Here is a 22,616-nt window from a genome sequence, read left to right as displayed (position 1 = left end):
AGCGTGTGCAGTCCCGTGTGCAGAGCGTGTGCACTCGTCAAGGCAGGAAACGAAACTTGGTGCACTTTTACGCACTACTTCGAAAGTCCGTAAGCCCTGTCTACTCTGGGGCTGAGCGAAAAACCTCGTGGCTATTGACGCGAGGCAGGGTTTATGCAGGATGGGGAGTGGTGCCCGGGACCGGAATCGAACCGGCAAGCCGTTAGGCGGCGGATTTTCGTCACACTGCATCTTTCGATGCCGCAGATGCGCGCAATACGCATCGCCGTTTCGTGCGCTGGACTATGCCTTCGCCATCGCGGCCGGCAGTATCCCCGCCGACGCGCATTAGGCGCCCCCCGTCTAGTCTCTACACCTTCCACGACGCGTGGGTTGATTTCACGCGAAGGGCTTGGCTCGGCGTTGCCTCGGCGCGATTGCGACGCTCGCTGAGCGGGCGCGATTCGCAGCCAGGGGGTTCGCCGAATTTGAAGGGTTCTGCACCGACCGTTTCCAGTCGGGCACTCAATTGCTTAAGTCCGCTATGTTTACCAATTTCATCACCCGGGCAGGGCGGACGCGATTCTACCATTGCTTGCGCGCGATGCATGCAACGATGGACGCTGCGCTACAATGGCCGCCGCCCAAAACGCTATTCGCTTATGAAAAAGATCCGGATCGCGCCACTTGCGTGTCTGCCTCTCAGCCTGCTTCTCGGCCCGCTTCTTACGAGCGGCTGCGCCGTCCATGAAAATCAAAGCAGCTGTGAAGCGCAAATGCGACAAGCTGTGGAACAAGAATATCCGCACGATGAACTCTCGGTTTCGCATGTCGGGGCGGGGATCGGCGGGTCGCGAGTTGTAGTCGAAGGCACGATTCGAGGGCTGGCAGCAGCACCGGTCAGCGCGTCCGCGACGTCAAAGACTGCCCCCGTCGCCGTCACCACCCACTCGAACAAGATGGGGGAGAAGACGAGCGAAAAGGCGAGCCGCAAGACGGACAAGAAAGCGGACAAGAAGACGGATCAGCCTGCTGCGGCAGAGTGCCTCTTCAAAGGCAAATCGCTCGAGAGCGTGAGCTGGCTAAGACCTCCCAAATTGGCCGCCAAGAACAACGCAACGCAAACAAGTGCGGCGGATGGCATGGCCTCTCGCAACTGAGTGGTAAGGCAAGTCAGGCCACGCGAGTTGTCCCGGTGGGGCGCGTGAACCCGACTTCGCGGTGCTAGCATGTGTGCGTCATCCTTGCGTCGGTGATACGGACGGAGACGAACATGGACGGCTTTATTCGGCATCGAATCGAAGGGGTATCAGTCGATATCGAAGTCATACCGGCAGCACGCCAAGGCTTCGCTGCCCGTTTCAGAATTTTGGGCGATGGCGTCAATGAGCCCGACTGGCACGCCATCCGTCTGGCTCAGGGGCCTTTCGCGACGCGACGGCAGGCTGAGGAAGCGGCAAAATCGGCCGCGCTCTCGCAGATCATTTCGCACGGCCTGCCGCGACACTGAAAAGCGGCGGGCATCAGTGCCTCCGCGCAGCGCCGACTCAGAGAACAGCAAAACGGAGCGCCGAGTGGCGAACCGGAGTTCCCATTTTGCACACGGTTCCTTCTGACCGGTAAAATGCGCGGTTGATCCACGGAATTGCACCGTGGCGAAAGCGCAAGGGTTTCCAAAACATGACTGATCTTCGTTTTACGTCGCGGTTCGCAGTTTTTGTCGTGGCCGGCGGCTTTTTGGCCGGTTGTAGTTCCCCATCGCCCACCCAAGTTGACTACAAGAGCGATTCCAAGACGAAACAGGTATCGCTCGATCTGCCGCCGAATCTGCTAGATGAGACGTCCGACCAGCGGTCGCTGCCTCCGCGAGGCGGCGAGGCTTCTTTTTCGAGCTTGCAGCAAGCGCAACAAGCGGCGCCGCTGGACAATACGGTTGTTCCGTCGGTGGAGGACATCCACCTTCAGCGTGATGGCACCGAGAGCTGGCTCGTTATCGACAACAAGACGCCCGATCAGGTCTGGCCCCAAGTACGGCGCTTCTGGCAAGAGCAAGGGTTTCTGCTCGTCGTCGATCAACGCGACAACCAAGTGATGGAAACCGACTGGAACGAAACACGTCCTCAGGTGAATCAGGGGTTGCTTCGCAACACGCTGTCTAAAGCGATGGGCAGCAACTCGTACGTCGCTGCCGAGCGCAACAAGTACCGCACACGCCTCGAGGGCACCCCAAATGGCGGCACCTATGTCTTCATCAGCCAAAAAGGCATGCGCGAGGCGCTGACGGGCGCCAACAACACTTCGACCAAGTGGGAGTCGAAGCCGAATGATCCCGCGCTCGAAACTGAATATTTGAAGCGGCTCATGGCATCGCTCGCGATGGGGGATTCGCGCGGTACCGCGGGCGGGCAAGCTGCATTGGAACAAACGGCGCTGGCCGACAAGGCAGGCGCAAAGCGGGACGCAAAGGACGCGTCGGTAGCCGCTCAAAACGTCGTGCACGTGGCGCACGCAGGCCACTCGCAGGGGGGCCCCGCCCATGCTCAGCCCGCCGAGTTCACGCTCCCCGACGCTTACGACAACGCGTGGCTGCGCGTTGGTATCGCCATTGACCGCAGCAACTTCACTGTCGACGAGAAGGATCGCAACCGCGGTCTTTACTTCATCCGCTATGTCGATCCGAAGGACATGAGCTCGGACGAGCAGGGATTCTGGAGCCAAGTTGCCCATGGCCACAAAGACAAGGTCGCCCAGATCTATCGCATCAACGTTCGAGCGATCACCGAAAATCAAACGCGTGTAGCCGTCGTCAATGACAAGGGCGACGTGGACTCTTCGGCACCGGCCAGGGAGATCATGGCGCTCATCGCCTTTCAGTTGCAGTGATGAGCGGCCGCGGTGGGTCCGCAGAGACCGGTCTACTAAAGCCACCTCGGTGAGCTGACGACCCGCCAAGATTGTCGATAGTTGGCGAAGCTGGTTGATTGGGCTGAGCTCCCGTATTGCGGGAGGCTCAGCCCTTTTTATTGCAGCTCGATCAGGCGGTGGCTCTAGTGACAGGGCGCGGTGGGCACCGACTCAGGGTTGTTGCACAGCCGTGATTCGTTGCAGCCGCGATGTCACGTGACGTTACGTACGTAACGTCTGTTGCCGACGGCGAGGGAAGTAGGTGGGATCAAAAATTTTCTTTCTGATCAATGGCTTGGGGTATGCCGGTCGATGTGGCACATTACCTGCTAGCCAGAGCCGGCGCGACAACGAAGGCAAGCACAAGGCCGCACCCCGGACGCTTGTGAAAACGAGGTCGCAGAATCAATTGGATTCGGGACCGAATAGGATTTGCTGGTCCGCTTTGAACTGTTTTTGGCTCGCGCGTCCAGCGCACGAGCCCCACTGGCCCCGTCGCCTATCCTCGTAAGCGACGGATTCACCCGCGTTCCTGGAACGCGGGTTTTTTTTGGGGTGCTTGGACCGATCGGTTGCTATCGTCGTCGATAACCAATCAACGAGCGGAGTCGGGTACGTCGAGAATAAGGATGATGGTCCAATCGGCGTCGCCGTCGTGATGATATTGCCGCTCGGCAACGATAAACGGCTGTTGCTTGCCGGTGGGGCCTAGAAAAAGCACGTCGCCTTCCATAGGCAGGCATTCGACCGGCGGCAGCGCGAGAAACGCTTCTTGCGAGCCTCGCGGCATGAGCTTTTCAATTTTCCGGGAGGCCGCTTCGGTCCATTCGATATCGAGCTGGATGTTGCTCATGGTGTCCTCCGCACCGAGGTGCGTTGCTATATAAAGTTGGGCGGGAAGGCGTGGGACCGCGACTTTAGCACAGCGCTGAGTCACATCAGCCGATAAAAGCGCCGAAGCCGGTACCCCGGTTTCGGCCGTTGACGCGCGCCGCGCCTAAAGCGCAGCGCTCGCTCCGTTACTCGCCTTGCGACGCGCCTCCTTCCTTCGTGCCCTTCTTGTTGTGATGCATCGACTTGTGATGCGTCGCCTGAGAGGCGGGTTGCGCCCGCGACTCTTGCTGTGCCTGCAGCGCCTGTGCTCGATTTTCGACGTCGGCGGCTTTTGCTGGGTCCGTGCTCTGGGTGACGCCGCCTTGTGCGTAGGCAGCACCGGTCAACACTGAAAGAGAGACCAAAACCGTCAGAGACGCTTTCTTCATTATTAGCCTCCATGCAAAAAGTGAATCACCGTCAAAGGCCCGGATGCCGTGTGTCTTTCGACAGTGCATTTAGCGAGCCTGCCTCAGTAATGCATCCTGCAGTGCAGCGCAAGCAACACTTCTCGCTCGCCCATCAGGTTCGCCGCTGGGTCTCACTCGCTGTGCTTCACATGCCAGCTGGCTAATACCATCCCAATGCGCGATAAGCATGAAACTGCACGAGTCCGATAATCTCATGCAGCGCGATGTTAGCATTCACCAGATTTGACAGGCGCGGCGCAATTCCGGTTCTTGTCGTCCGTGCATTCGAAATGACCGGCTGCGGAGCTAGCCCGAAGCGGTCAAAATCGAGCATGGCGCGCGTCATGTGATAGGCGGACGTGACCAGGACCAACGAATCGTAATGCTGCTGCAGCAACAGCTGGGCGACATTTTTCGCGTTCTGGTAAGTGTTCAGGCTGGTGTTCTCGAGCACCATGTCTTGTTGTTCGACGCCTTGGCGCAGCAGGTAAGGCGCATACGTATTCGCTTCACTTTTTGCATGCCGTTGCGGATTGCCGCCGCTTACGATGACGGTGCAGACAGCATTTGTTGCATGGCGCTTACAGGCCTCGTAGACGGCTGCCGTCTTTGCGATGCGCGCCAGTGCGTCGCGATTGGGCAGGAGCGTGCCCTGGCTGTTGTATTTTGTGCCGCTGCCAAGCAGGACGATGATCGTACGTGCGCCGAACCCGACCTGCGCGGTATCAGGCGCACCGGTCTGCGCCCAATGCAGGAGAGGGGTCGCAAGCCAGCCTGCGGCAATCAGCCACAGCAACGCCGCGGCGCAGGCGCCGATGGCAAGGCGAGCACGGCGCCACAATAGATAAAACGCAAAAAAAAGCGCGAATAGTGTGAAAAGGATCAATTTGGATGCGGTAAGGTATGGGTTCGGAACCGAATGTCGAGCCGGGCGAAAGCGTCGGTAGAGGCACAGGTTAGGGGCCGATGGGCGAGGGCGCGCCGATAATGCGCCTGTGGCCCCGGGCCAGTGGGATCATACGGCGAGGCGCGGTTTGTCGCGCGATTATTGCCGCGCTCGTCATGCTGGACACCATCGCGATGGGAGCGGTCACGGCTCTATTGTGGCGATCCGCGCGTTTGTCCGCGTCAGAGATAGGGTGGACATGACCACGTATTCGAATGAAGCGGTACTGGAGGCGCTGCGGCGGGTCCACCACCGTCAGGTTCCCTGGGCTCGGCGCCCGGGCGTCTTCGGGTATCTGCGGGGGCTTGGCTTGATGGAAACGACGCGCCAGCGCACTGTCGCTCCGGGTGCAGGGTTTCACGCGCCAGTCGATATCGCAGTGCTCACCGAGCGTGGCCGTGCCGAGTACGAGCGCCTTGCGAAAGAAGAGCGCTCGCTCGACTGGGCGCTTCAGCGTGCTGACGTCTATGCGCCGAGGGCAGCAGGCGCCTCGATCGCGGAGTTGCGCACTTAACTCTTGCTGCAAAAAAAGCCCGTATCGCGAGGATACGGGCGACCGGTAAATCTGCTGCTGGCCATGCCGTGTTCATGGCATTCATTCAGACTACCTAGCCGAGCGACAGTTCCTGTCAATGTGTCGTCGTTTTATAGGCGCTCAAGCCGGCCCGTCTATTGATGTGAGTTGCCCTCGTGAGGGCGATCGCCCGCTTTGGTGCGAGGTGCGTCGGGGTGTGAACGGACACTGTCTGCGATGTCCCCACGCAAATTGCCACGCGGCACATCGCCGGTGGGGCGGGGGTGATCTCGCGCATCGTGTTGCGCACGTAATTGGCTACGTATTGTCGCGGCTTGTGGGTCGCTGCCGGCTGCTGCTGGCTGGGCGGTGGCGGCAGCGACGAGTAATGAAACGATCGCACCGCGCAGCGTGACTTGTGCTCGCTTCATGGTTGCGCTCCCGATCGAGCCGCTAGCGGCTCGAGTGCATGAGTTCAACCTACGCGGGCGCGCGGCAATAAGCTGTAAGCAATCGTAAATGGATGTATCGCCGGCCTCGGCGCGGTGAACTTGATGCGCTGGCATAGGGCGTTTCCCCTAAAGCCTGGCGAGCACCTGTCGGGGTGGGCGGCGCTTTGGATTGTCGCTGGCACCGCATGAGGCGAGCGGCGTCGCTATACTGGCCGTTCGGTGCATTGACGATGCCACGCGCGCCGTGGCGCGGGCATTGCCATGGAGCGTTGGACTTCGGTGACTCAGGCCATTTTCACGGGGGCTCGCCACGATTCCGGATTCGTCCAGAATGCGCCTCGCAGACGATCACGGCTCGGTGGCGCCGGTGGTTTCACCGCTGACACGCCGACGCGGCCGCGCAGCGAGACTTGACGCCCGCATGCCGAAAGCCGTTGAACGATTGCAGCCAACGTGCCGTCGGCTTGCCATTCGTCGAAGCGACGGCGGCAAGTAGGTGGAGAAGGATAGCGGCCTGGCAGCTTCGACCAGCCTTCCCCCGTCGAAAGCACCCAGAGCACAGCGTTAAGGACGGCGCGTGCTTCCACGCGAGGGCGTCCGCGGCGCTCGCTCCGTGCTGGCTCCGCACAGAACAATGCTTCGACCAGCGCCCATTCGTTATCTCTCAAATCGTCGAACAGCATCATGCCCTCACCTTAGCGAAACTACCCCGGTACGCTGCCCAGCGCTGCGCACTCTCAAGACGTTCGAGCGCCGCAAGCGACAGCTTACGGTTTGAGCGTCCTCGGTGTGCCCCGTACGCACGAAGTGTGCCACTTGCCACGTGACGCTTGCAAAGCCCCGTCGTAGCAGGGTTTCCCAGAACTCAGCCAGGGGCGTATAAGACGCTAAAAAAGGTAGGTGGAGAATCAGGGCAATCACCAATCTTGTGCACGTGGCGCTTAGCGAGTGCGTGGGCGCTCGCTTATTGCGATACCGTAAATCCGGTGTGTCGCCATTGTTGGCAGATTCCAGCATCCGCATTGATGCCCGGTTTACGGCCTCGGTGTTTTTGCGTAAGATGACGTTCAGTCACGCGGCGCCTTCTGCGGAATGCCGCTGCTCCGTCCGGCGGGGCTGTTCGATAGCTGTCCGATTCGCTGCCCCCGGGTCCGTGCTCCCATCAATATGACCGATCAAAATCGGGCGAGCGCGTCTTCAGTTCCATATCGTCTGTTTGATCCGGTTCGTTGACCATACAGGGTCTGGCCTAGCTGCATGAATACCCAAGAGGCGAAGATCGTCCTCGAGACTGCTTTGATTTGCGCGCATGAACCGCTGAAGATCGGCGAGATGCGCAGGCTTTTTGCCGACGATGTTTCGGCGGATACAGTCCGTGCTTTGCTTGAAGATTTAAAGGGCGAGTGGTCGGGCCGTGGCGTCGAACTTGTCGCGCTGGCATCCGGGTGGCGCTTTCAAAGCAAGCCCGCAATGCGGGCCTATCTCGATCGCCTGCATCCGGAAAAGCCGCCGAAATACTCGCGCGCCGTGCTGGAAACGCTCGCGATTATCGCGTATCGGCAGCCTGTCACGCGCGGCGACATCGAGGAGATTCGCGGGGTCACGGTCAATTCGCAGATCGTCAAGCAACTCGAGGATCGCAATTGGATCGAGGTGATCGGCCATCGCGATGTGCCCGGCCGGCCGGCGCTTTACGCAACCACCAGGCAGTTTCTCGATGACCTCGGTATCAAAGCGCTTGATCAGCTCCCGCCGCTCGAAGATCCGGCGACACAGCTCGACGGCACTCCACTTGCGCAGCATGCCATGGAGTTTGCCGACGGCGATGGGGCCGAGGGCGGCGAAGCGGCAGTCGAGGTTGCGCTGCCTGCCAATGCTGAGTGCATCGAGGCATCGGCCCCACAGGTGTTTTCGGGTGGCTCTTCGAGCGCGCTTGCTGGCGGCGCCGATGGTGTGAATGACGAAGATGGGCGAGCAGGCCCTGAGCCATCGCTGCAGGTGGAGGCAGAAGACATTGGGCCGTGCGTGAGCGAAGCCGAGGCGGACGCCGCGCGCAGCCAGGAAGTCCACGCTGGCCGACGAGCCGACGATAAAGCGATGCACGCCGCAAACGACGACGATGCGGCGCATTCAAAGGCGGCCGAAACCGGTGAGCGTGTGCATTCGCTGCATCCGCTCGAGCCGCTCGCCGTCCGAAATCGGCACGAGGGGCCTGCGAATGGCGCCGATGAGGGCGACGATGCGTTTTCCGGCGACGGAGCCGAATCGCGCCGTGCCTGACGTTACCGAACTATTGCTGCACCCGTGGCGGGTGCGCGTCATCTGACATCGAGGTTGTTTTGACAGATACCCACGACACAGAACTGTCCGCATCCGGGCATACCGCAGAAGCAGCGGGCCGTGAAGAGGCACCCGTTGCCCAAGATGCGCAGTCTGGCGGCGATCGTGAGCCGCACACCGCGGAAGCGGGCGATCAAGAGCGTCCGCGACGCGGGTTGCGCCGCGGTCCGCGTAGTCTGATCGCGCGGCGTCGCGCCGCCGCGAAGACGAAGGGCGAGCTGGCCGCGCAGACGCAGCCAGGTGAGCCTCGCGACGTGGCTGCGGATGCTGCGGCCGACAGCAGCGCCGTTGCGCCCCCGCGCGAACCGCATAAGGCTGCCGGCACTGGCAAGGGCGCCCGCAATGCTCAGGGCCGCCAACGCGAGCGCGCTGCCGGTGAGGAAAAGCGTGCGCAAGCGCCTCTTCCTCAGGACGATCTTTTCGCCTATGTGAGCTCGCCCGCTTTCGATGCTGATAACACTGCGACGAGCGGCGTTCGGGCGCCGATGCTAAGGCGCGGACGCCCGGCGCCAGCCAAGCGCGTACTGGCTCCCGACGACGAGGCGCCGAAGCTGCATAAAGTGCTGGCCGAGGCTGGCATGGGGTCGCGTCGCGAGATGGAAGAGCTGATTGTCGCCGGTCGGGTCTCCGTGAATGGAGAGCCGGCGCATATCGGCCAGCGCATCATGCCGACCGACCAGGTCCGCATTAACGGCAAGCCCGTCAAGCGGCGGCTGCAGACCAAGCCGCCTCGCGTGTTGCTCTATCACAAGCCGACGGGCGAGATTGTGAGCCATGCCGATCCCGAGGGCCGCCCGTCGGTGTTCGATAAGCTGCCGCCGATGAAAACTGCGAAGTGGCTTGCCGTCGGCCGTCTGGATTTCAACACCGAGGGGCTTTTGATGCTCACCACCTCGGGCGATCTCGCGAACCGTTTCATGCATCCGCGCTACAGCGTTGAGCGCGAATATGCGGTGCGCGTAGTTGGTGAGCTCGCTGAAAGCTCGCGACAAAAGCTGCTGCAAGGCATCGAGTTGGACGACGGACCGGCCAACTTCCTGCGCATCCGCGACGGCGGCGGCGAGGGCACGAACCATTGGTATCACGTCGCGCTTGCTGAAGGGCGCAATCGCGAGGTGCGTCGCATGTTCGAGGCGGTGGGGCTCATGGTGAGCCGCCTGATCCGCACGCGCCATGGGCCGATCTCACTGCCGCGCGGCTTGCGCCGTGGTCGGTGGGAGGAGCTTGAGGACAATCAAGTCCGCAGCCTCATGGCCGCGGTCGGGCTCAAGGCTCCGACCGAGGACAAAGGCGGGCCTCGCGCTACGCCGGAGCGGCGCCAGCCCGATCCGATGCAAACGTCGATGGGTTTCATCAACCGGGAGCCTGTGCTCACAGCGCACGGCGGCTTCGAGCAGCCAGGGCGTGGAGGCGGTCGACGCGGCGCGGCCGGCGGCTTTGGCGCAGGCGGCTTCGGTGATGGCATGTCGGGCTACGGCAACCGGGGCGGCGGCGGCCCGGCTCGTGGCAAGAAGGGGCCGCAGGCTCATACGCGTGACGTGGACGGCAACCGAGCGGCGCCGAGTGGCGGCAAGCGCAACTTCGGTAATGCCAACGGCAACGGCAACGGCAACGGCAATCGCGCCGCGACCAACGGTAATCGCGCGGCCACTGGCGGCAATCGCGCGGCAACTGGTGGTGGTAATCGATCCGGGAACGCTAACGGGCAGCGGCCGGCGCCTGGCAACCGGTCGCGTGGTCGCTAGTCGGGCTCGGCCGCGAGCGTTTGGCGCTCGGGCGAAGTCTATCGCGAGCGTGCTTTTTGCAAGTCCCTGGTCGGGTAAGCGTCCCTTTGAACGGCGGACGCTTCAAAACGGGCGTGCGACAGGCGCGCCCGCCGTGGCGGCGGCGTTGCTGCCACACGCGAGCCACCCGCTTGCTTGGCAAGGCCGGCCGAAAAATGCTAAACTCTCGAAGTCGCTGGGCGTGCGGCTATATCTGTGCGGCTCAGGTGGCGACCACCGGTAAGAAGATGGGCGTTCAGCCCATTTTTTTTTGGCGGTAACGGTTCGGCATCTCGGGTGGCACTTCTTTTACCGTGCGCCGGCAAGGCGCGCGGCCCCGTGAGGTTTCGCGTGGCGCGCGCGAACACCTTAGAGGGCATAGTGCAACTGACGGAACTGATAGAAACCACGGTCTCGGGCATGGGCTACGAGTTAGTCGATCTCGAGCGGACCGGGCGCGGCATGCTTTGCGTGTACATCGATCAGCCGTCCGGCATCGCGATCGAGGATTGCGAAAAGGTCACGCGTCAGCTCCAGCACGTTCTAACGGTTGAAAACATCGACTATGAACGGCTCGAAGTGTCGTCGCCGGGGCTTGATCGCCCGCTAAAAAAACTGGCGGATTTCGCCCGTTTTGCGGGCTGCGAGGCGGTCGTTACTTTGAAAAAGCCGTTGGACGGACGAAAGACGTACCGGGGCATCGTCCATGCGCCGAACGGCGAGACGATCGGTTTGGAATTTGAGGGAAAAGAAGGCGCCGCGATGCTCGATTTCACGCTCGCGGATATGGATCGTGCACGCCTCGTCCCGCACGTTGACTTTAGGAGCCGCAAATAATGAGTCGCGAGGTTTTGATGCTGGTGGATGCGCTGGCGCGCGAAAAGAACGTCAATAAGGATGTCGTGTTCGCTGCGCTTGAAGCCGCCCTTGCTTCGGCCACTAAGAAGCTCTTTGAAGAGGACGTGGATGTCCGCGTGCACATCGACCGCGAGACGGGCGAGCATGAAACGTATCGCCGCTGGCGCGTCGTGCCCGATGAGGCAGGCTTGCAAGAGCCGGACCAGGAAATTCTGCTGTTCGAGGCGCGCGAGGAGCAGCCCGACGTCCAGGTTGACGAGCACATCGAGGAGCCGATCCCCTCGATTGAATTCGGTCGAATCGGCGCGCAAGCTGCGAAGCAGGTCATCTTGCAGAAGGTCCGCGACGCGGAGCGCGAGCAGATCCTGAGCGATTTTCTTGAGCGCGGCGAAAAAATCATGACGGGTACGGTGAAGCGCCTTGATAAAGGCAATTTCATCGTGGAGTCGGGCCGTGTGGAAGCGTTGTTGCGCCGTGATCAGCTGATTCCGAAAGAGAATCTGCGCGTGGGCGACCGCGTGCGTGCCTATATCGCGAAGGTCGACCGTACCGCGCGTGGCCCGCAGATTGAGCTGTCGCGTACGGCGCCCGAGTTCCTCATGAAGCTCTTCGAGATGGAAGTGCCGGAAATCGAGCAGGGCCTCCTCGAAATCAAGGCGGCTGCGCGCGATTCCGGCGTGCGCGCGAAGATCGGCGTTGTGGCCTACGACAAGCGGATTGATCCGATCGGTACGTGCGTCGGTATTCGCGGCTCGCGCGTGCAGGCTGTACGCAATGAGCTCGGTGGCGAGAACGTCGACATCGTGCTATGGTCGGAGGATCCTGCCCAGTTCGTGATCGGCGCGCTCGCGCCGGCTGCGGTCCAGTCCATCGTCGTCGACGAGGAAAAGCACTCGATGGACGTCGTCGTGGACGAGAACGAGCTTGCGGTCGCGATCGGCCGCAATGGCCAGAATGTGCGTCTTGCCAGCGAACTGACAGGCTGGCAGATCAACATCATGACGCCGGACGAGTCGGCGCAGAAACAGCATCAGGAGCGCGGGCATTTGCGCGACCTTTTCATGGCTCGGCTCGATGTCGACGAGGAAGTGGCCGACATTCTCATCGACGAGGGTTTCACAAGCCTCGAAGAGATTGCCTACGTGCCGCTCAACGAAATGCTGGAGATCGAGGCGTTCGATGAAGACACCGTACACGAGCTGCGCAATCGCTCGCGCGATGCCCTTCTGACGATGGCGATCGCGAGCGAGGAACAGGTCGAAAATGCAGCGCTCGACTTGAAGAGCCTCGAAGGCGTGGATGCCGATTTGCTGGCAAAGCTGGCAGAGCACAAGATCCAGACGCGCGATGACTTGGCCGAGCTGGCTGTGGATGAATTGGTCGAGATGACCGGAATGGACGAGCAAGCCGCAAAGGAATTGATCATGAAAGCACGTGAACATTGGTTCAGCGAGTGAACGACCATGGCGCACTGAAATGAAGGCGGCCGCAGCAAGAACGACCCCGCTCAAGGTCGTTCGCTGCCCCCCCGAGGGGGCCACGGCCTCCCTTGGGGCGGCCCGGCGGGAGGCCGGCCGCGTAAACCCGATGTCAACCGCAAGGAATCGATCCTTGCACTAAGAGGAATGAATGGCGAGCAACAACGTAGCCCAATTTGCCGCGGAATTGAAGATGTCTGCCGGAGTGCTGCTCGAGCAGCTTCAGGCGGCCGGCGTCCAGAAAGCGAGTGAAGACGATGCCTTGTCCGAGTCGGACAAGGCGCGTTTGCTCGATCACTTGCGCAAAGCGCACGGCTCGTCCGATGCGGACAAGCGCAAGATCACGCTGACCCGCCGGCACACGTCGGAGATCAAGCAATCCGACGCGACGGGCAAGGCTCGCACCATTCAGGTCGAGGTACGCAAGAAGCGCGTTTTCGTGAAGCGGGACGAGGCGGGCGAAGCCGGGTCCGAGGCAGCCAATCAGGCGGCTTCGGTGGCAGCCGAAGCGGCGGCCGAAGTGGCGGACGAGGTCGCAGCTGAGAGTGCCGAATTGCAGCGGCGCGAGGAAGAGGCGCGCCGAGAGGCCGAACTGCTGGCAAAGCAGGCCCAAGAACTCAAGGAGCGTCAGGAACGTCTCGAGCGCGAGGAGCGAGAGCGTCAAGAGCGCGAGAAAGCAGCTGAAGCGGAGCGCCGCCGCGCCGAGGAAGACGCGGCGAAAAAGCATGCCGAGGCGGTGGCTCGCGAGCAGGCTGAACGCAATGCGGCTGATGATGAGCGCGCGGCGGCGGAGCGCGCGGCGCAGCGGGAAGCGGCGAAGCAGGCCGAGGACGCTGCGCGCCAGGCTGCAGAAAAGGCACGTATGGAGCAGGAAGATATTCGAAAGCGTCGCGAAGCGGCCGAGGCTGAAGCCCGGGCCATCCGCGAGATGATGAGCACGCCGCGCCGCGCGCAGGTAAAAGCGCCCGAGCCGGCACCGGCGCCAAAGCCGGTTGAGCCGCCGAAGGCAGCTGAACAAAAAGGCACGCTGCATAAGCCGGCACGTCCGGCAGGCGAAAGCGCGCCAGCCCGTCCTGCGGCCCGAAAGCCGGCGCCTGCCGCGGCTCAACAGCCCGCGACTGCAGCGCCCTCGGCCGACAAGAAGAAGCCGGGCGCAGGCAAAGGCGGCTGGCAAGACGATGCCGCGAAGCGGCGCGGTATCAAGACCCGCGGCGATTCGAGCGGCGGTGTGGATCGCGGCTGGCGCGGTGGCCCGAGGGGCCGCGGCAAGCATCAAGATTCGGCAACGGCGTTCCAGGCGCCGACCGAGCCGATCGTGCGCGAGGTTCACGTGCCCGAGACGATCACGGTTGCCGATCTCGCCCATAAGATGTCGGTCAAGGCGTCCGAGGCGATCAAGGTAATGATGAAGCTCGGGCAGATGGTGACGATCAACCAGATGCTCGACCAAGAGACGGCGATGATCATCGTCGAGGAGCTCGGGCACCATGCCGTTGCTGCAAAGCTCGACGATCCCGAAGCGTTGCTCGTCGAAGGCGAAGCAAGCGATGCCGAGCAGCTGCCGCGTCCGCCCGTGGTCACCGTCATGGGCCACGTCGACCACGGCAAGACATCGCTGCTCGACTACATCCGCCGCGCGAAGGTCGCGGCCGGCGAAGCGGGTGGCATTACGCAGCATATCGGCGCCTACCACGTCGAAACGCCGCGCGGCGTCGTTACGTTCCTCGACACGCCGGGTCACGAGGCCTTTACGGCGATGCGCGCACGCGGCGCCAAGGCGACGGATATCGTCATCTTGGTCGTGGCGGCCGACGACGGCGTGATGCCGCAGACGAAGGAAGCCATTGCGCACGCCAAGGCCGGTGGGGTTCCGATCGTAGTTGCAATCAACAAGATCGATAAGCCCGAGGCCAATCCTGAGCGCGTGAAGCAGGAGCTTGTCGCCGAAGGTGTCGTGCCCGAGGAGTACGGTGGCGATTCGCCGTTCGTGGCGGTATCGGCGAAGACGGGCGATGGCATTGACGACCTGCTCGAGAACGTCCTGCTGCAAGCGGAAGTGCTGGAGCTGAAGGCGCCTGTGGAAGCGGCAGCGAAGGGCCTCGTCATTGAGGCGAAGCTCGACAAGGGCAAGGGTGCTGTCGCGACGATCCTCGTGCAATCCGGCACGCTGTCGCGCGGCGACGTCGTGCTCGCGGGTGCGGCGTATGGCCGTGTTCGTGCAATGCTCGACGAAACCGGGAAGGCCACGAAGTCGGCCGGACCGTCGATCCCGGTCGAGATTCAAGGCCTGTCTGAAGTGCCCGCGGCCGGTGAAGAAGTCATGGTGTTGCAGGATGAGCGCAAGGCGCGCGAAATCGCGCTGTTCCGCCAGGGCAAGTTCCGCGATGTGAAGCTTGCGAAGCAGCAGGCCGCGAAGCTCGAGAGCATGCTCGAGCAGATGGGCGAGGGCGAGGTCAAGAACCTGCCGCTCATCGTCAAGGCGGACGTGCAAGGCTCGCAGGAAGCGCTGGTTCAATCGTTGCTGAAGCTGTCGACCGATGAGGTGCGCGTGCAGATCGTGCATAGCGCGGTGGGCGGGATCAGCGAATCGGATGTCAACCTCGCGACGGCATCGAAAGCGGTCATCATCGGCTTCAACACGCGTGCCGATGCACAGGCACGCAAGGTGGCCGAGTCGAACGGCATCGATATCCGTTACTACAACATCATTTACGATGCGGTGGACGAGGTGAAGGCGGCCATGTCGGGCATGCTCTCGCCGGAGAAGCGCGAGATCGTGACGGGTATGGTCGAGGTCCGCCAGGTGTTCCGTGTGCCGAAGGTGGGCGCGGTCGCCGGTTGTATGGTCACGGACGGTCTCGTCAAGCGGTCGTCGTCGGTGCGTGTACTGCGCAACAATGTGGTCATCCACACCGGCGAGCTCGATTCGCTCAAGCGCTTCAAGGACGATGTCCGCGAAGTGAAGCAGGGCTTCGAGTGCGGTATGTCGATCAAGAACTTCAACGATATCGTCGAAGGCGATCAGTTCGAGGTGTTCGAGGTGACCGAGGTCGCACGCACGCTGTAAGCGCGGCGCGCGCGGCGGCTCGGGCGGGACGGGCGGCAAGCCTTGTCCCGCCCTTTGCTTTTGTGGTGCCGATTAGGATCGCGGCGGCTGACGATGCGGTCGCGATAGGGATGAAAGGCACACAAGCGCCGCGCTAAAGGTGCGCACCCATTGCATCAGGAATCCGTTATGTCGAAGAAACGTACTTCCCCAAATCGCAACGTCCAGATCGCCGATCAGATCCAGCGCGACTTGTCGGAGCTCATCATGCGCGAGGTCAAGGATCCGCGCATCGGTCTTGTCACGATTCAAAGCGTCGAACTCACGCCTGACTACGCCCACGCAAAGGTCTATTTCACGACGCTCACAGGTGACGCCGACGCAACGCACAAGGCGCTCAATCATGCGGCCGGGCATCTGCACAATCTGCTTTTCAAGCGATTGCACATCCATACTGTGCCGACGCTCCATTTCCATTACGACAAAACGATCGAGAAGGCCGTCGAGATGTCGCGTCTGATCGACGAGGCGAATGCAACTCGTGCGAAGGACGATTGAAGTCGCGCGCTGTCGCTGTGGGGGCGTGTGCGTTATCCCCGGTTCTTGATCTTTCGTTTTTCCATCCGTGTCCGTTTCGATGAACCAGCCTTCACGCCCGCGCTTGCCGCGTCGCACGCTCGACGGCGTGCTATTGCTTGATAAGCCCATCGGCATGTCGAGCAACGACGCCCTTATGGGTGCCAAACGTCTCTATCTGGCCAAAAAAGCGGGTCACACGGGCACGCTCGATCCGCTTGCTTCGGGTCTTTTGCCCCTTTGCTTTGGTGAGGCGACGAAGTTCTCGCAAGACTTGCTCGATGCCGACAAGACCTACGAGGCGACGATGCGCCTTGGCATTCGCACGTCGACGGGCGATGCCGAAGGGGAAGTGCTCGAAACACGCCCTGTGAACGTCGACGAGACGGCATTGGCTGAGGCAATCGCGCGCTTTCGCGGGGAAATCGTGCAGGTGCCGCCCATGTACTCTGCACTCAAGCGCGACGGCAAGCCGCTTTATGAATACGCGAGGGCTGGCCAGACTGTCGAGCGGCAGGGGCGTGCCGTGACCATCCGTTTGCTTGAAATCCTCGATTGCGCACTGCCCGATGTGAAGTTTCGCGTCACGTGCAGCAAGGGCACCTATGTGCGTACGCTCGCCGAGGATATCGGCGAGGCGCTCGGCTGCGGGGCGCATCTTGTTGCGTTGAGACGCACCGGTGTGGGTGACCTGACGCTTGACGATGCCGTGACGCTCGACGCTCTTTCGTTGATGGACTCTGCGGCGCGCGATGCTGCGCTGCTGCCTGTCGACGCATTGCTGTCGACATTTGCGCCGGTTCACCTCTCCCAAGACGCGGCGAAGCGCTTCCAGCAGGGCCAGCGGTTGCGGTTGGCCGAATTGCAGTGCGTCGCTGCGCGTGAGGGCGCGCGCGTGCGCGTCTACCGCGAGCAGGACGGCGCGCTGCTGGGGGTGGCTCGCACCGCGGGTGGAGTACTTGCGCCCGAGCGTCTGGTGATGACGGGCGCAAGCGCATAGTCAGTGTGCCGCTGACGCCGCGGCGTCGGCGCTGCCGCCCGCGCGCTCTGGCCGGGTGATCCAAATGAGCGAGATCAACACGACAAAGATGACGGCCGACACGTAAAAGAGATCGTTCACGGCAAGTTGCGCGGCCTGTTGCGTCACCATCCGGTCGAACAGCGCATATTGTTGCGACGTGTTGAGACCTGTCGTCGCGCCCACTTGCGCCATTGATTGCGTAAATGTCGGATCGAGGGCGCTGGCGCGCTCCGTGAGCTGGGCGTGGTGAAAGCTGGTGCGGTGGTCCCACGCGGTGGTGAAAATCGACGTTCCAACGCCGCCGCAGACGATCCGCACGAAGTTCGACAAGCCCGAAGCGGCGGGTATGCGTGGGCCAGGCAGCCCTGAGAGTGTGATCGACACCAATGGAATGAAGAACCCCGCCATGGCGATACCTTGCACAAGCGTTGGCAGAGTGAGCGCCCAGGTATCCACACCTGTCGTATAGCGCGAGCGCATCCAGAAACATAGCGCGAACACGCAAAATGCCGCGGTTGCGATTTTGCGCGGATCGGTGTACGGCATGAACCGACCCGTAATCGGAGAGAGCAGAATCGCAAACAATCCCACGGGCGCCAAGACGAGACCGGCGTCGGTTGCGGTGTAGCCTAAGTCGGTCTGCAGCCACAGCGGCAGCAGCACGAGGTTGCCAAAGTAGAGCCCGTAGCCGATCGAAAGCGCGACGGTGCCGCCTGTGAAATTGCGCCGTTTGAAAAGCGACAGGTCGACGACGGGATGCTCGGCCGTCAGCTCCCAGACCACGAAAAAGGCAAAGCCGATCCCCGCCGTAAGCGCGAGTGCGACGATCGTCGTCGACGAGAACCAGTCCAGGTCCTTGCCCTGATCCAGCATGACTTGCAGTGAGCCGACCCAGATAACGAGCAACGCGAGGCCAACCGTATCGATCGGTGCCTTCTTGATAGTCGATTCGCGCGTGCTGAAGATGAACCACGTCGCGATGGCGGCCAAGATGCCGATGGGAATGTTGACGTAGAAAATCCAGGGCCAGGAGATGTTGTCCGAGATCCAGCCACCGAGAATCGGGCCGGCCACCGGTGCGATCAGGGTTGTCATCGACCACATCGAAAGCGCGAAGGGCGCCTTCGCGCGCGGATAACTGGCAAGCAGCAGCGTTTGCGAAAGCGGGATCATAGGACCGGCGACGGCCCCTTGGAGCACGCGCGAGACCAGCAAGAACGGCAGCGTCGGCGCGAGGCCGCACATCCACGAAGAGACGACGAAGAGAACGATCGATGCGAGAAAGAGGCGCACCTGGCCGATGCGGTCGGTCAGCCAGCCGGTGAGCGGCACCGAGATGGCGTTTGCGACGGCGAACGAGGTAATGACCCAGGTCCCCTGATCGGATGAGACGCCGAGGTCGCCCGAGATGGTCGGGATCGAGACGTTTGCGATCGAGGTATCCAGTACGTTCATGAATACGGCGAGCGAGACGGCAACCGTGCCGATTGCCAGCCGCGCGCCGGTGAGGGGCGGATGCGGCGCTTGGGGCTGACTCATTCCAAAAGCTCCTTGAACGTCATTAAGATCGACCTTGTCATTGCGGCCATTGCGTTCATTGCGTGTTGTAGATCGCCGGCTTACATGATCGCCGCGCCGCTCGTCGCTTTCGCCTCGTGCGCAGCAGATTTGCGCGTCGAAGTCGTCCCGGCGTCGGGACCGGCGTTGGCGGCGATGATGCGCGCGATTTCGGCGTCTGCTTCGTCTCCGTATTTGTCGAAAACATTCGTTTGATACACGGTGTTCTGCGCGCTGCCGAGCTGGCTGCCGCTCTGGTTCTTGATGTCGACGTCAACTTGCATCGACAGACCGATGCGCAACGGGTGCGCTTGCAGCTCACGCGGATCGAGTGCGATGCGTACCGGCAGGCGCTGCACGACCTTGATCCAGTTGCCCGTCGCGTTTTGCGCCGGCAGCAGTGAGAACGCCGAGCCGGTGCCTGCCGAAAATCCGACGACTGTGCCTTGATAGACGACGGAAGAGCCATAGACGTCGGCGGTCAGGCGAACCGACTGACCAATGCGCATATGCTTCAACTGCACTTCCTTAAAGTTCGCGTCGACCCAAACCGATTCAAGCGGAACAATCGCCATGAGCGGTGTGCCGGGAGAGACGCGCTGGCCGACTTGCACGGAGCGCTTTGCCACGTAACCGGTCACGGGCGCGGGGAGGGTATCGCGCGCGTGACTCAGGTAGGCGTCGCGCACGCGTGCCGCAGCCGCGAGCACATTGGGATGGTTCGCGATCGTCGTGTTGGCGGTGAGAGCGCGATTCGATGCGAGCTGCTGCCCGGCCGCATCGAGCGCGGCTTGCGCGGCCTTGACCGCATCGCGTGCGTGCGAGATTTCCTCCTGCGAGACAGCGCCCGATTGCGCAACCGTCAAGCGGCGCCGTAGGTCATCCTGCGCGCGGGAGAGGTCGGACTGCCGCTGTGCAATCTGTGCTCGGAACTGCTCGTCATTGGCGAAAAGTCCCCGCACTTGCCGCACGGTCTGGGCCAGGTTCGCCTCTGCTTGTTGAAGCGCCACGCGGGCATCGGCGTGGTCGAGCACGACGAGCGGATCGCCGATTTTTACGGTCTGTGTATCGTCGGCATTCACCGCGATGACCGTGCCCGTCACCTGCGGCGTGATCAGCACGACGTTGCCGTTCACATAGGCGTCGTCGGTCGACTCATGCCAGCGCGCGACGAGAAAGTAGTAGACGCCGTATGCAACGGCAGCGACGAGGATGACGCCAGCAAGCAGCGTCATCAGCCACTTGCGCTTGCTGTTGCTTTTGCTCGCCGGGATGTTCGGGGCGGGCGTCGGCGCGCTCGGGGCATTTTGTCGGGTGTCGCTCATGGAAATGCTCTCCAGTTCTCGGTCGTTCTTGTGGTCTTGGAAACGTGGAATGTTGTCGTCGCTAAAGCCCGTGCGCTCAAAAATGTGCCTTCTTTTGCGGGACTCTTTGCGGCGCTCAGTTGGCCGATACGGCAGACGCGGCAGACGCCGGGACGGCAGCGGCGATCGGGACGTCGATGCCGGCAGATTGGGCATCGAAACCGCCTCCGAGCGCTCGAATCAACGCAAACTGAAGGTCGCGTCGCTGCATCGTCAGGTTGGTGACCGTCTGCTCGGCCACAAGCCGGTTGCTGTCAGCGTTCAGCACTTGCAACTGTGGCGAAAGTCCGGCCTTGTAGCGAATCACCGCGAGCCGATATGCCTCGCTCGACGCATCGAGCGCGCGCTGTGCGTCACCCATCTCACGATCGATCGTGCGAATCGATTCGACCTGCGTTGCCACATCGGAGAGCGCGTTGATCAAAGTCTGGTTGTAGTGGGCGACGTCGAAGTCGAAGTCGGCGTAGCGACCTTTGAGCTGGGCGCGCAACTGGCCGGCATCGAAGATCGGAAGATGAATGGCTGGTCCGGCATTGAACTGCCGACTGCTGGATGTCAGGAAGTGACTCCAGCCGAGCGCATCGAAGCCGGCAGCGAGGGACAAGTTGATGTCAGGGAAGAATTCCGCCTTGGCTTCTTTCACGTCCTGCATGGCGGACTCGATTTGCCAGCGTGCCGCGACGATGTCCGGGCGGCGCGAGACGAGATCGGCAGGCAGGTTGTCGGGTAGCGCCAGGACGGCTGTTCGCGACAGCGCGGGCTCTGCGATATGCAGCCCGCGGTCGGGCCCTTTGCCGATGAGCGCCGCCAGCTGATAGCGCACCGTTGTGATTTGCCCGTCGAGATCGGTGAGCGTGGTCTCGGTTGTGGCGATGTTGCCGAGCGCAGTCTGCTTTTCGACATTGGTATCGAGCCCGGCGGTGACGCGTTCACGCGTGATTGCGCTCACATTGTTGCGGTTGGCGACTTCCCGCGCGGCAATGTCGCGTAAGGCATAGAGCTGGGCCAATTGGTTGTAGGTTCGTGCAACCGATGATGCGAGTGCGATGCGCGCCTGCTGCACGTCAGCCTCGGCGGCTTTGCGCTGCGAGACAGCCGACGCTAGACGCGCGCGGTTCTTGCCCCAGAGATCGAGATCCCACGACGCGCTGACGAGCGCGTTGTTCTCGGTGTACCACATGCCGCCGAGGGGAGGCGGAAAGATTCCGTTGGCCGAAAGACGATTTCGGGTGATGGAGTAGCTGCCGTTGACGTTCGGAAACAGGGAGGCGCGCGAAGTTTCGATATACGACTGCGCTTTGGCAAGACGTGCCTGCGCCTGCGCAATGGACGGGTTGCCTTCAAGCGCTTCGGCGATCAACTTCGGCAACTGCGGATCGCCAAACTGGGCCGCCCAGTCGAGCGACGGCCACCGACCGCCTTCGGACGGCAGGCTTTGTGTGGTCTCGAAAGCCGTGGCGGCGGCGGGCGCCTTTTCGCTCTTGATGCCGGAGTAGTTCACGCAGCCGGCGAGCGCCCAAGCCATCATGGCCGCGGCCGTCATGGCCCCAGCCCTACGGCGCACGCACGGTCGGCCGGGAGCCTGAAGCGGCATCATTACACAGCGTTTGAGTCGAAGTCTGATCATGGACTGGGCAACTTCATTGTGGACTGCGAATTATCGTAATTGCTTGCCGGGACATCGATTGCCAACTGCTTCCGCGCGTCACCACTGACGACGATGACGGCGGGTAAAGAGACGTAAAGGGACGCGCTAGCGCGTCCCTTCAACGGGCTCGCCGATATTGACGAGAATCCGCCTCAACATACTTTTTAGAAACCCGACTTCCTCGGGGGTGAACCCGGCCAGCGCCTTGTCCGTCACCGCGCAAAAAACGTCCGGTAATTGCGCCGCGATGGCATGCCCTTCCGGCGTGAGTTCGAGGCGCACGGCCCGGCGATCCTCGCTGCTTCTCACGCGGCGCAGCAGCTTGCGCTTTTCGAGCCGATCGATGAGCCGGGTGACCGCGCTCGCGTCGATGCCGTAATACCGGGCAAGATCGGCGGCGACCTGGCAACGTCCCGTGCCGATCATGAACAGCATGCTGGCTTGCGAACTCGTGATTCCGAGCGCGTTCATCGTGCGCTGTGACACTTCGTTCGAAATGTTCGATCTCACGCGCGCAATGAGGTAGCCGACCGCTTCGTCAAGCGGATAGTCGCGCACCTCGGACGACAGGGAGGTGGAGGCATTCATCATGAATAGGTTGGCTGTTATTGCAATAGTTGACTAGGCATTAGTGTATCCGCGGAAATTTGCCGTGACAACTATTTGTGTCGGTGGGTGATACGGGAGGTTCATCGTTGTCACCATCACGTGATACACTTACCAGTTCTCCTAAGTGTGTGCTGCTCTGCAGCAATCCAGATTCCTTTTATGACTCGCGCCCTTCGCAACATCGCCATCATCGCCCACGTCGACCATGGCAAGACCACGCTCGTCGACCAACTGCTTCGTCAGTCGGGCACGTTCCGCGACAACCAGCAGGTTGCCGA

General features: G+C 61.9%; 20 protein-coding genes. 12 read left to right on the top strand and 8 right to left on the bottom strand.

Going from position 1 to position 22,616, the window contains the following annotated elements; translation table 11 throughout:
* The first annotated feature begins 767 nt into the window (after nucleotides 1-767).
* The 3 genes from VL598_RS12480 to bamC all read left to right on the top strand — a co-directional run bounded on the left by VL598_RS12480 (nucleotide 768) and on the right by bamC (nucleotide 2,862).
* Nucleotides 768-1,139 (top strand): hypothetical protein, encoded by a 372-nt coding sequence (locus tag VL598_RS12480; RefSeq protein ID WP_325327032.1) that lies wholly within the window; start codon nucleotides 768-770, stop codon nucleotides 1,137-1,139.
* A 113-nt stretch (nucleotides 1,140-1,252) separates the two neighbouring features.
* Nucleotides 1,253-1,489 carry a hypothetical protein gene (locus VL598_RS12475; RefSeq protein WP_325327031.1) on the top strand — a complete coding sequence of 79 codons (237 nt, stop codon included), beginning with the start codon at nucleotides 1,253-1,255 and terminating at the stop codon, nucleotides 1,487-1,489.
* A gap of 170 nt (nucleotides 1,490-1,659) precedes the next feature.
* The gene (gene bamC, locus VL598_RS12470) at nucleotides 1,660-2,862 is read left to right on the top strand and encodes an outer membrane protein assembly factor BamC (RefSeq protein ID WP_325327030.1); all 1,203 of its coding nucleotides are present in this window, start codon (nucleotides 1,660-1,662) and stop codon (nucleotides 2,860-2,862) included.
* A gap of 616 nt (nucleotides 2,863-3,478) precedes the next feature.
* Here bamC and VL598_RS12465 read toward each other — a convergent pair.
* The 3 genes from VL598_RS12465 to VL598_RS12455 all read right to left on the bottom strand — a co-directional run bounded on the left by VL598_RS12465 (nucleotide 3,479) and on the right by VL598_RS12455 (nucleotide 5,052).
* Nucleotides 3,479-3,736 (bottom strand): DNA-binding protein, encoded by a 258-nt coding sequence (locus tag VL598_RS12465; RefSeq protein ID WP_325327029.1) that lies wholly within the window; start codon nucleotides 3,734-3,736, stop codon nucleotides 3,479-3,481.
* 166 nt (nucleotides 3,737-3,902) lie between these two features.
* Nucleotides 3,903-4,145: a hypothetical protein gene (locus VL598_RS12460; RefSeq protein WP_325327028.1), complete on the bottom strand. Its 243-nt coding sequence runs from the start codon at nucleotides 4,143-4,145 to the stop codon at nucleotides 3,903-3,905.
* 181 nt (nucleotides 4,146-4,326) lie between these two features.
* Nucleotides 4,327-5,052, bottom strand: a complete 726-nt coding sequence (locus VL598_RS12455; RefSeq protein WP_325327027.1) for a YdcF family protein — start codon at nucleotides 5,050-5,052, stop codon at nucleotides 4,327-4,329.
* Nucleotides 5,053-5,311: 259 nt separating this feature from the next.
* Here VL598_RS12455 and VL598_RS12450 point away from each other — a divergent pair, with 259 nt between their 5' ends.
* Nucleotides 5,312-5,626 carry a hypothetical protein gene (locus VL598_RS12450; RefSeq protein ID WP_325327026.1) on the top strand — a complete coding sequence of 105 codons (315 nt, stop codon included), beginning with the start codon at nucleotides 5,312-5,314 and terminating at the stop codon, nucleotides 5,624-5,626.
* 736 nt (nucleotides 5,627-6,362) lie between these two features.
* On the opposite strand, the gene VL598_RS12445 is transcribed toward VL598_RS12450, so the two are convergent.
* A complete protein-coding gene (locus VL598_RS12445) occupies nucleotides 6,363-6,764 on the bottom strand; it encodes a transposase (RefSeq protein WP_414718712.1) in 402 nt (133 codons plus the stop codon).
* A 571-nt stretch (nucleotides 6,765-7,335) separates the two neighbouring features.
* On the opposite strand from VL598_RS12445, the gene scpB reads away from it, so the two are divergent.
* The 7 genes from scpB to truB all read left to right on the top strand — a co-directional run bounded on the left by scpB (nucleotide 7,336) and on the right by truB (nucleotide 17,139).
* The gene (gene scpB, locus VL598_RS12440; protein ID WP_325327025.1) at nucleotides 7,336-8,358 is read left to right on the top strand and encodes an SMC-Scp complex subunit ScpB; all 1,023 of its coding nucleotides are present in this window, start codon (nucleotides 7,336-7,338) and stop codon (nucleotides 8,356-8,358) included.
* 59 nt (nucleotides 8,359-8,417) lie between these two features.
* Nucleotides 8,418-10,163, top strand: coding sequence for a 23S rRNA pseudouridine(2605) synthase RluB (gene rluB, locus VL598_RS12435; RefSeq protein WP_325327024.1), 1,746 nt, complete (start codon nucleotides 8,418-8,420; stop codon nucleotides 10,161-10,163).
* A 399-nt stretch (nucleotides 10,164-10,562) separates the two neighbouring features.
* The gene (gene rimP / locus VL598_RS12430) at nucleotides 10,563-11,018 is read left to right on the top strand and encodes a ribosome maturation factor RimP (protein ID WP_325327035.1); all 456 of its coding nucleotides are present in this window, start codon (nucleotides 10,563-10,565) and stop codon (nucleotides 11,016-11,018) included.
* On the top strand, nucleotides 11,018-12,496 hold the full coding sequence (gene nusA, locus VL598_RS12425) for a transcription termination factor NusA (protein WP_325327023.1): 1,479 nt from the start codon (nucleotides 11,018-11,020) through the stop codon (nucleotides 12,494-12,496). Before rimP ends, nusA begins: the two co-directional genes overlap by 1 nt.
* A 172-nt stretch (nucleotides 12,497-12,668) precedes the next feature.
* Nucleotides 12,669-15,584, top strand: coding sequence for a translation initiation factor IF-2 (infB, locus tag VL598_RS12420; RefSeq protein ID WP_325327022.1), 2,916 nt, complete (start codon nucleotides 12,669-12,671; stop codon nucleotides 15,582-15,584).
* Nucleotides 15,585-15,752: 168 nt separating this feature from the next.
* Nucleotides 15,753-16,121, top strand: a complete 369-nt coding sequence (rbfA, locus tag VL598_RS12415; protein WP_325327021.1) for a 30S ribosome-binding factor RbfA — start codon at nucleotides 15,753-15,755, stop codon at nucleotides 16,119-16,121.
* Between the two features lie 79 nt (nucleotides 16,122-16,200).
* Nucleotides 16,201-17,139, top strand: coding sequence for a tRNA pseudouridine(55) synthase TruB (gene truB, locus VL598_RS12410; RefSeq protein ID WP_325327020.1), 939 nt, complete (start codon nucleotides 16,201-16,203; stop codon nucleotides 17,137-17,139).
* Here truB and VL598_RS12405 read toward each other — a convergent pair whose 3' ends face one another.
* The 4 genes from VL598_RS12405 to VL598_RS12390 all read right to left on the bottom strand — a co-directional run bounded on the left by VL598_RS12405 (nucleotide 17,140) and on the right by VL598_RS12390 (nucleotide 22,320).
* Nucleotides 17,140-18,699, bottom strand: coding sequence for a DHA2 family efflux MFS transporter permease subunit (locus VL598_RS12405; RefSeq protein WP_325327019.1), 1,560 nt, complete (start codon nucleotides 18,697-18,699; stop codon nucleotides 17,140-17,142).
* A gap of 80 nt (nucleotides 18,700-18,779) precedes the next feature.
* Entirely contained in the window at nucleotides 18,780-20,042 is a 1,263-nt protein-coding gene (locus VL598_RS12400) for an efflux RND transporter periplasmic adaptor subunit (RefSeq protein WP_325327018.1), read from the bottom strand.
* 115 nt (nucleotides 20,043-20,157) lie between these two features.
* Nucleotides 20,158-21,624, bottom strand: coding sequence for an efflux transporter outer membrane subunit (locus VL598_RS12395; RefSeq protein WP_349255120.1), 1,467 nt, complete (start codon nucleotides 21,622-21,624; stop codon nucleotides 20,158-20,160).
* A gap of 210 nt (nucleotides 21,625-21,834) precedes the next feature.
* On the bottom strand, nucleotides 21,835-22,320 hold the full coding sequence (locus VL598_RS12390; protein ID WP_325327017.1) for a MarR family transcriptional regulator: 486 nt from the start codon (nucleotides 22,318-22,320) through the stop codon (nucleotides 21,835-21,837).
* Nucleotides 22,321-22,497: 177 nt separating this feature from the next.
* On the opposite strand from VL598_RS12390, the gene VL598_RS12385 reads away from it, so the two are divergent.
* The coding region (locus VL598_RS12385; protein ID WP_325327033.1) for a GTP-binding protein at nucleotides 22,498-22,616 on the top strand (119 nt) is incomplete at its 3' end.

Origin of the sequence: Trinickia sp., assembly GCF_035492435.1 — a bacterium.
Lineage (GTDB): Bacteria > Pseudomonadota > Gammaproteobacteria > Burkholderiales > Burkholderiaceae > Trinickia.
The sequence above is the reverse complement of the archived record's forward strand: the minus strand, read 5'-3'. Positions and strand labels throughout refer to the sequence as shown.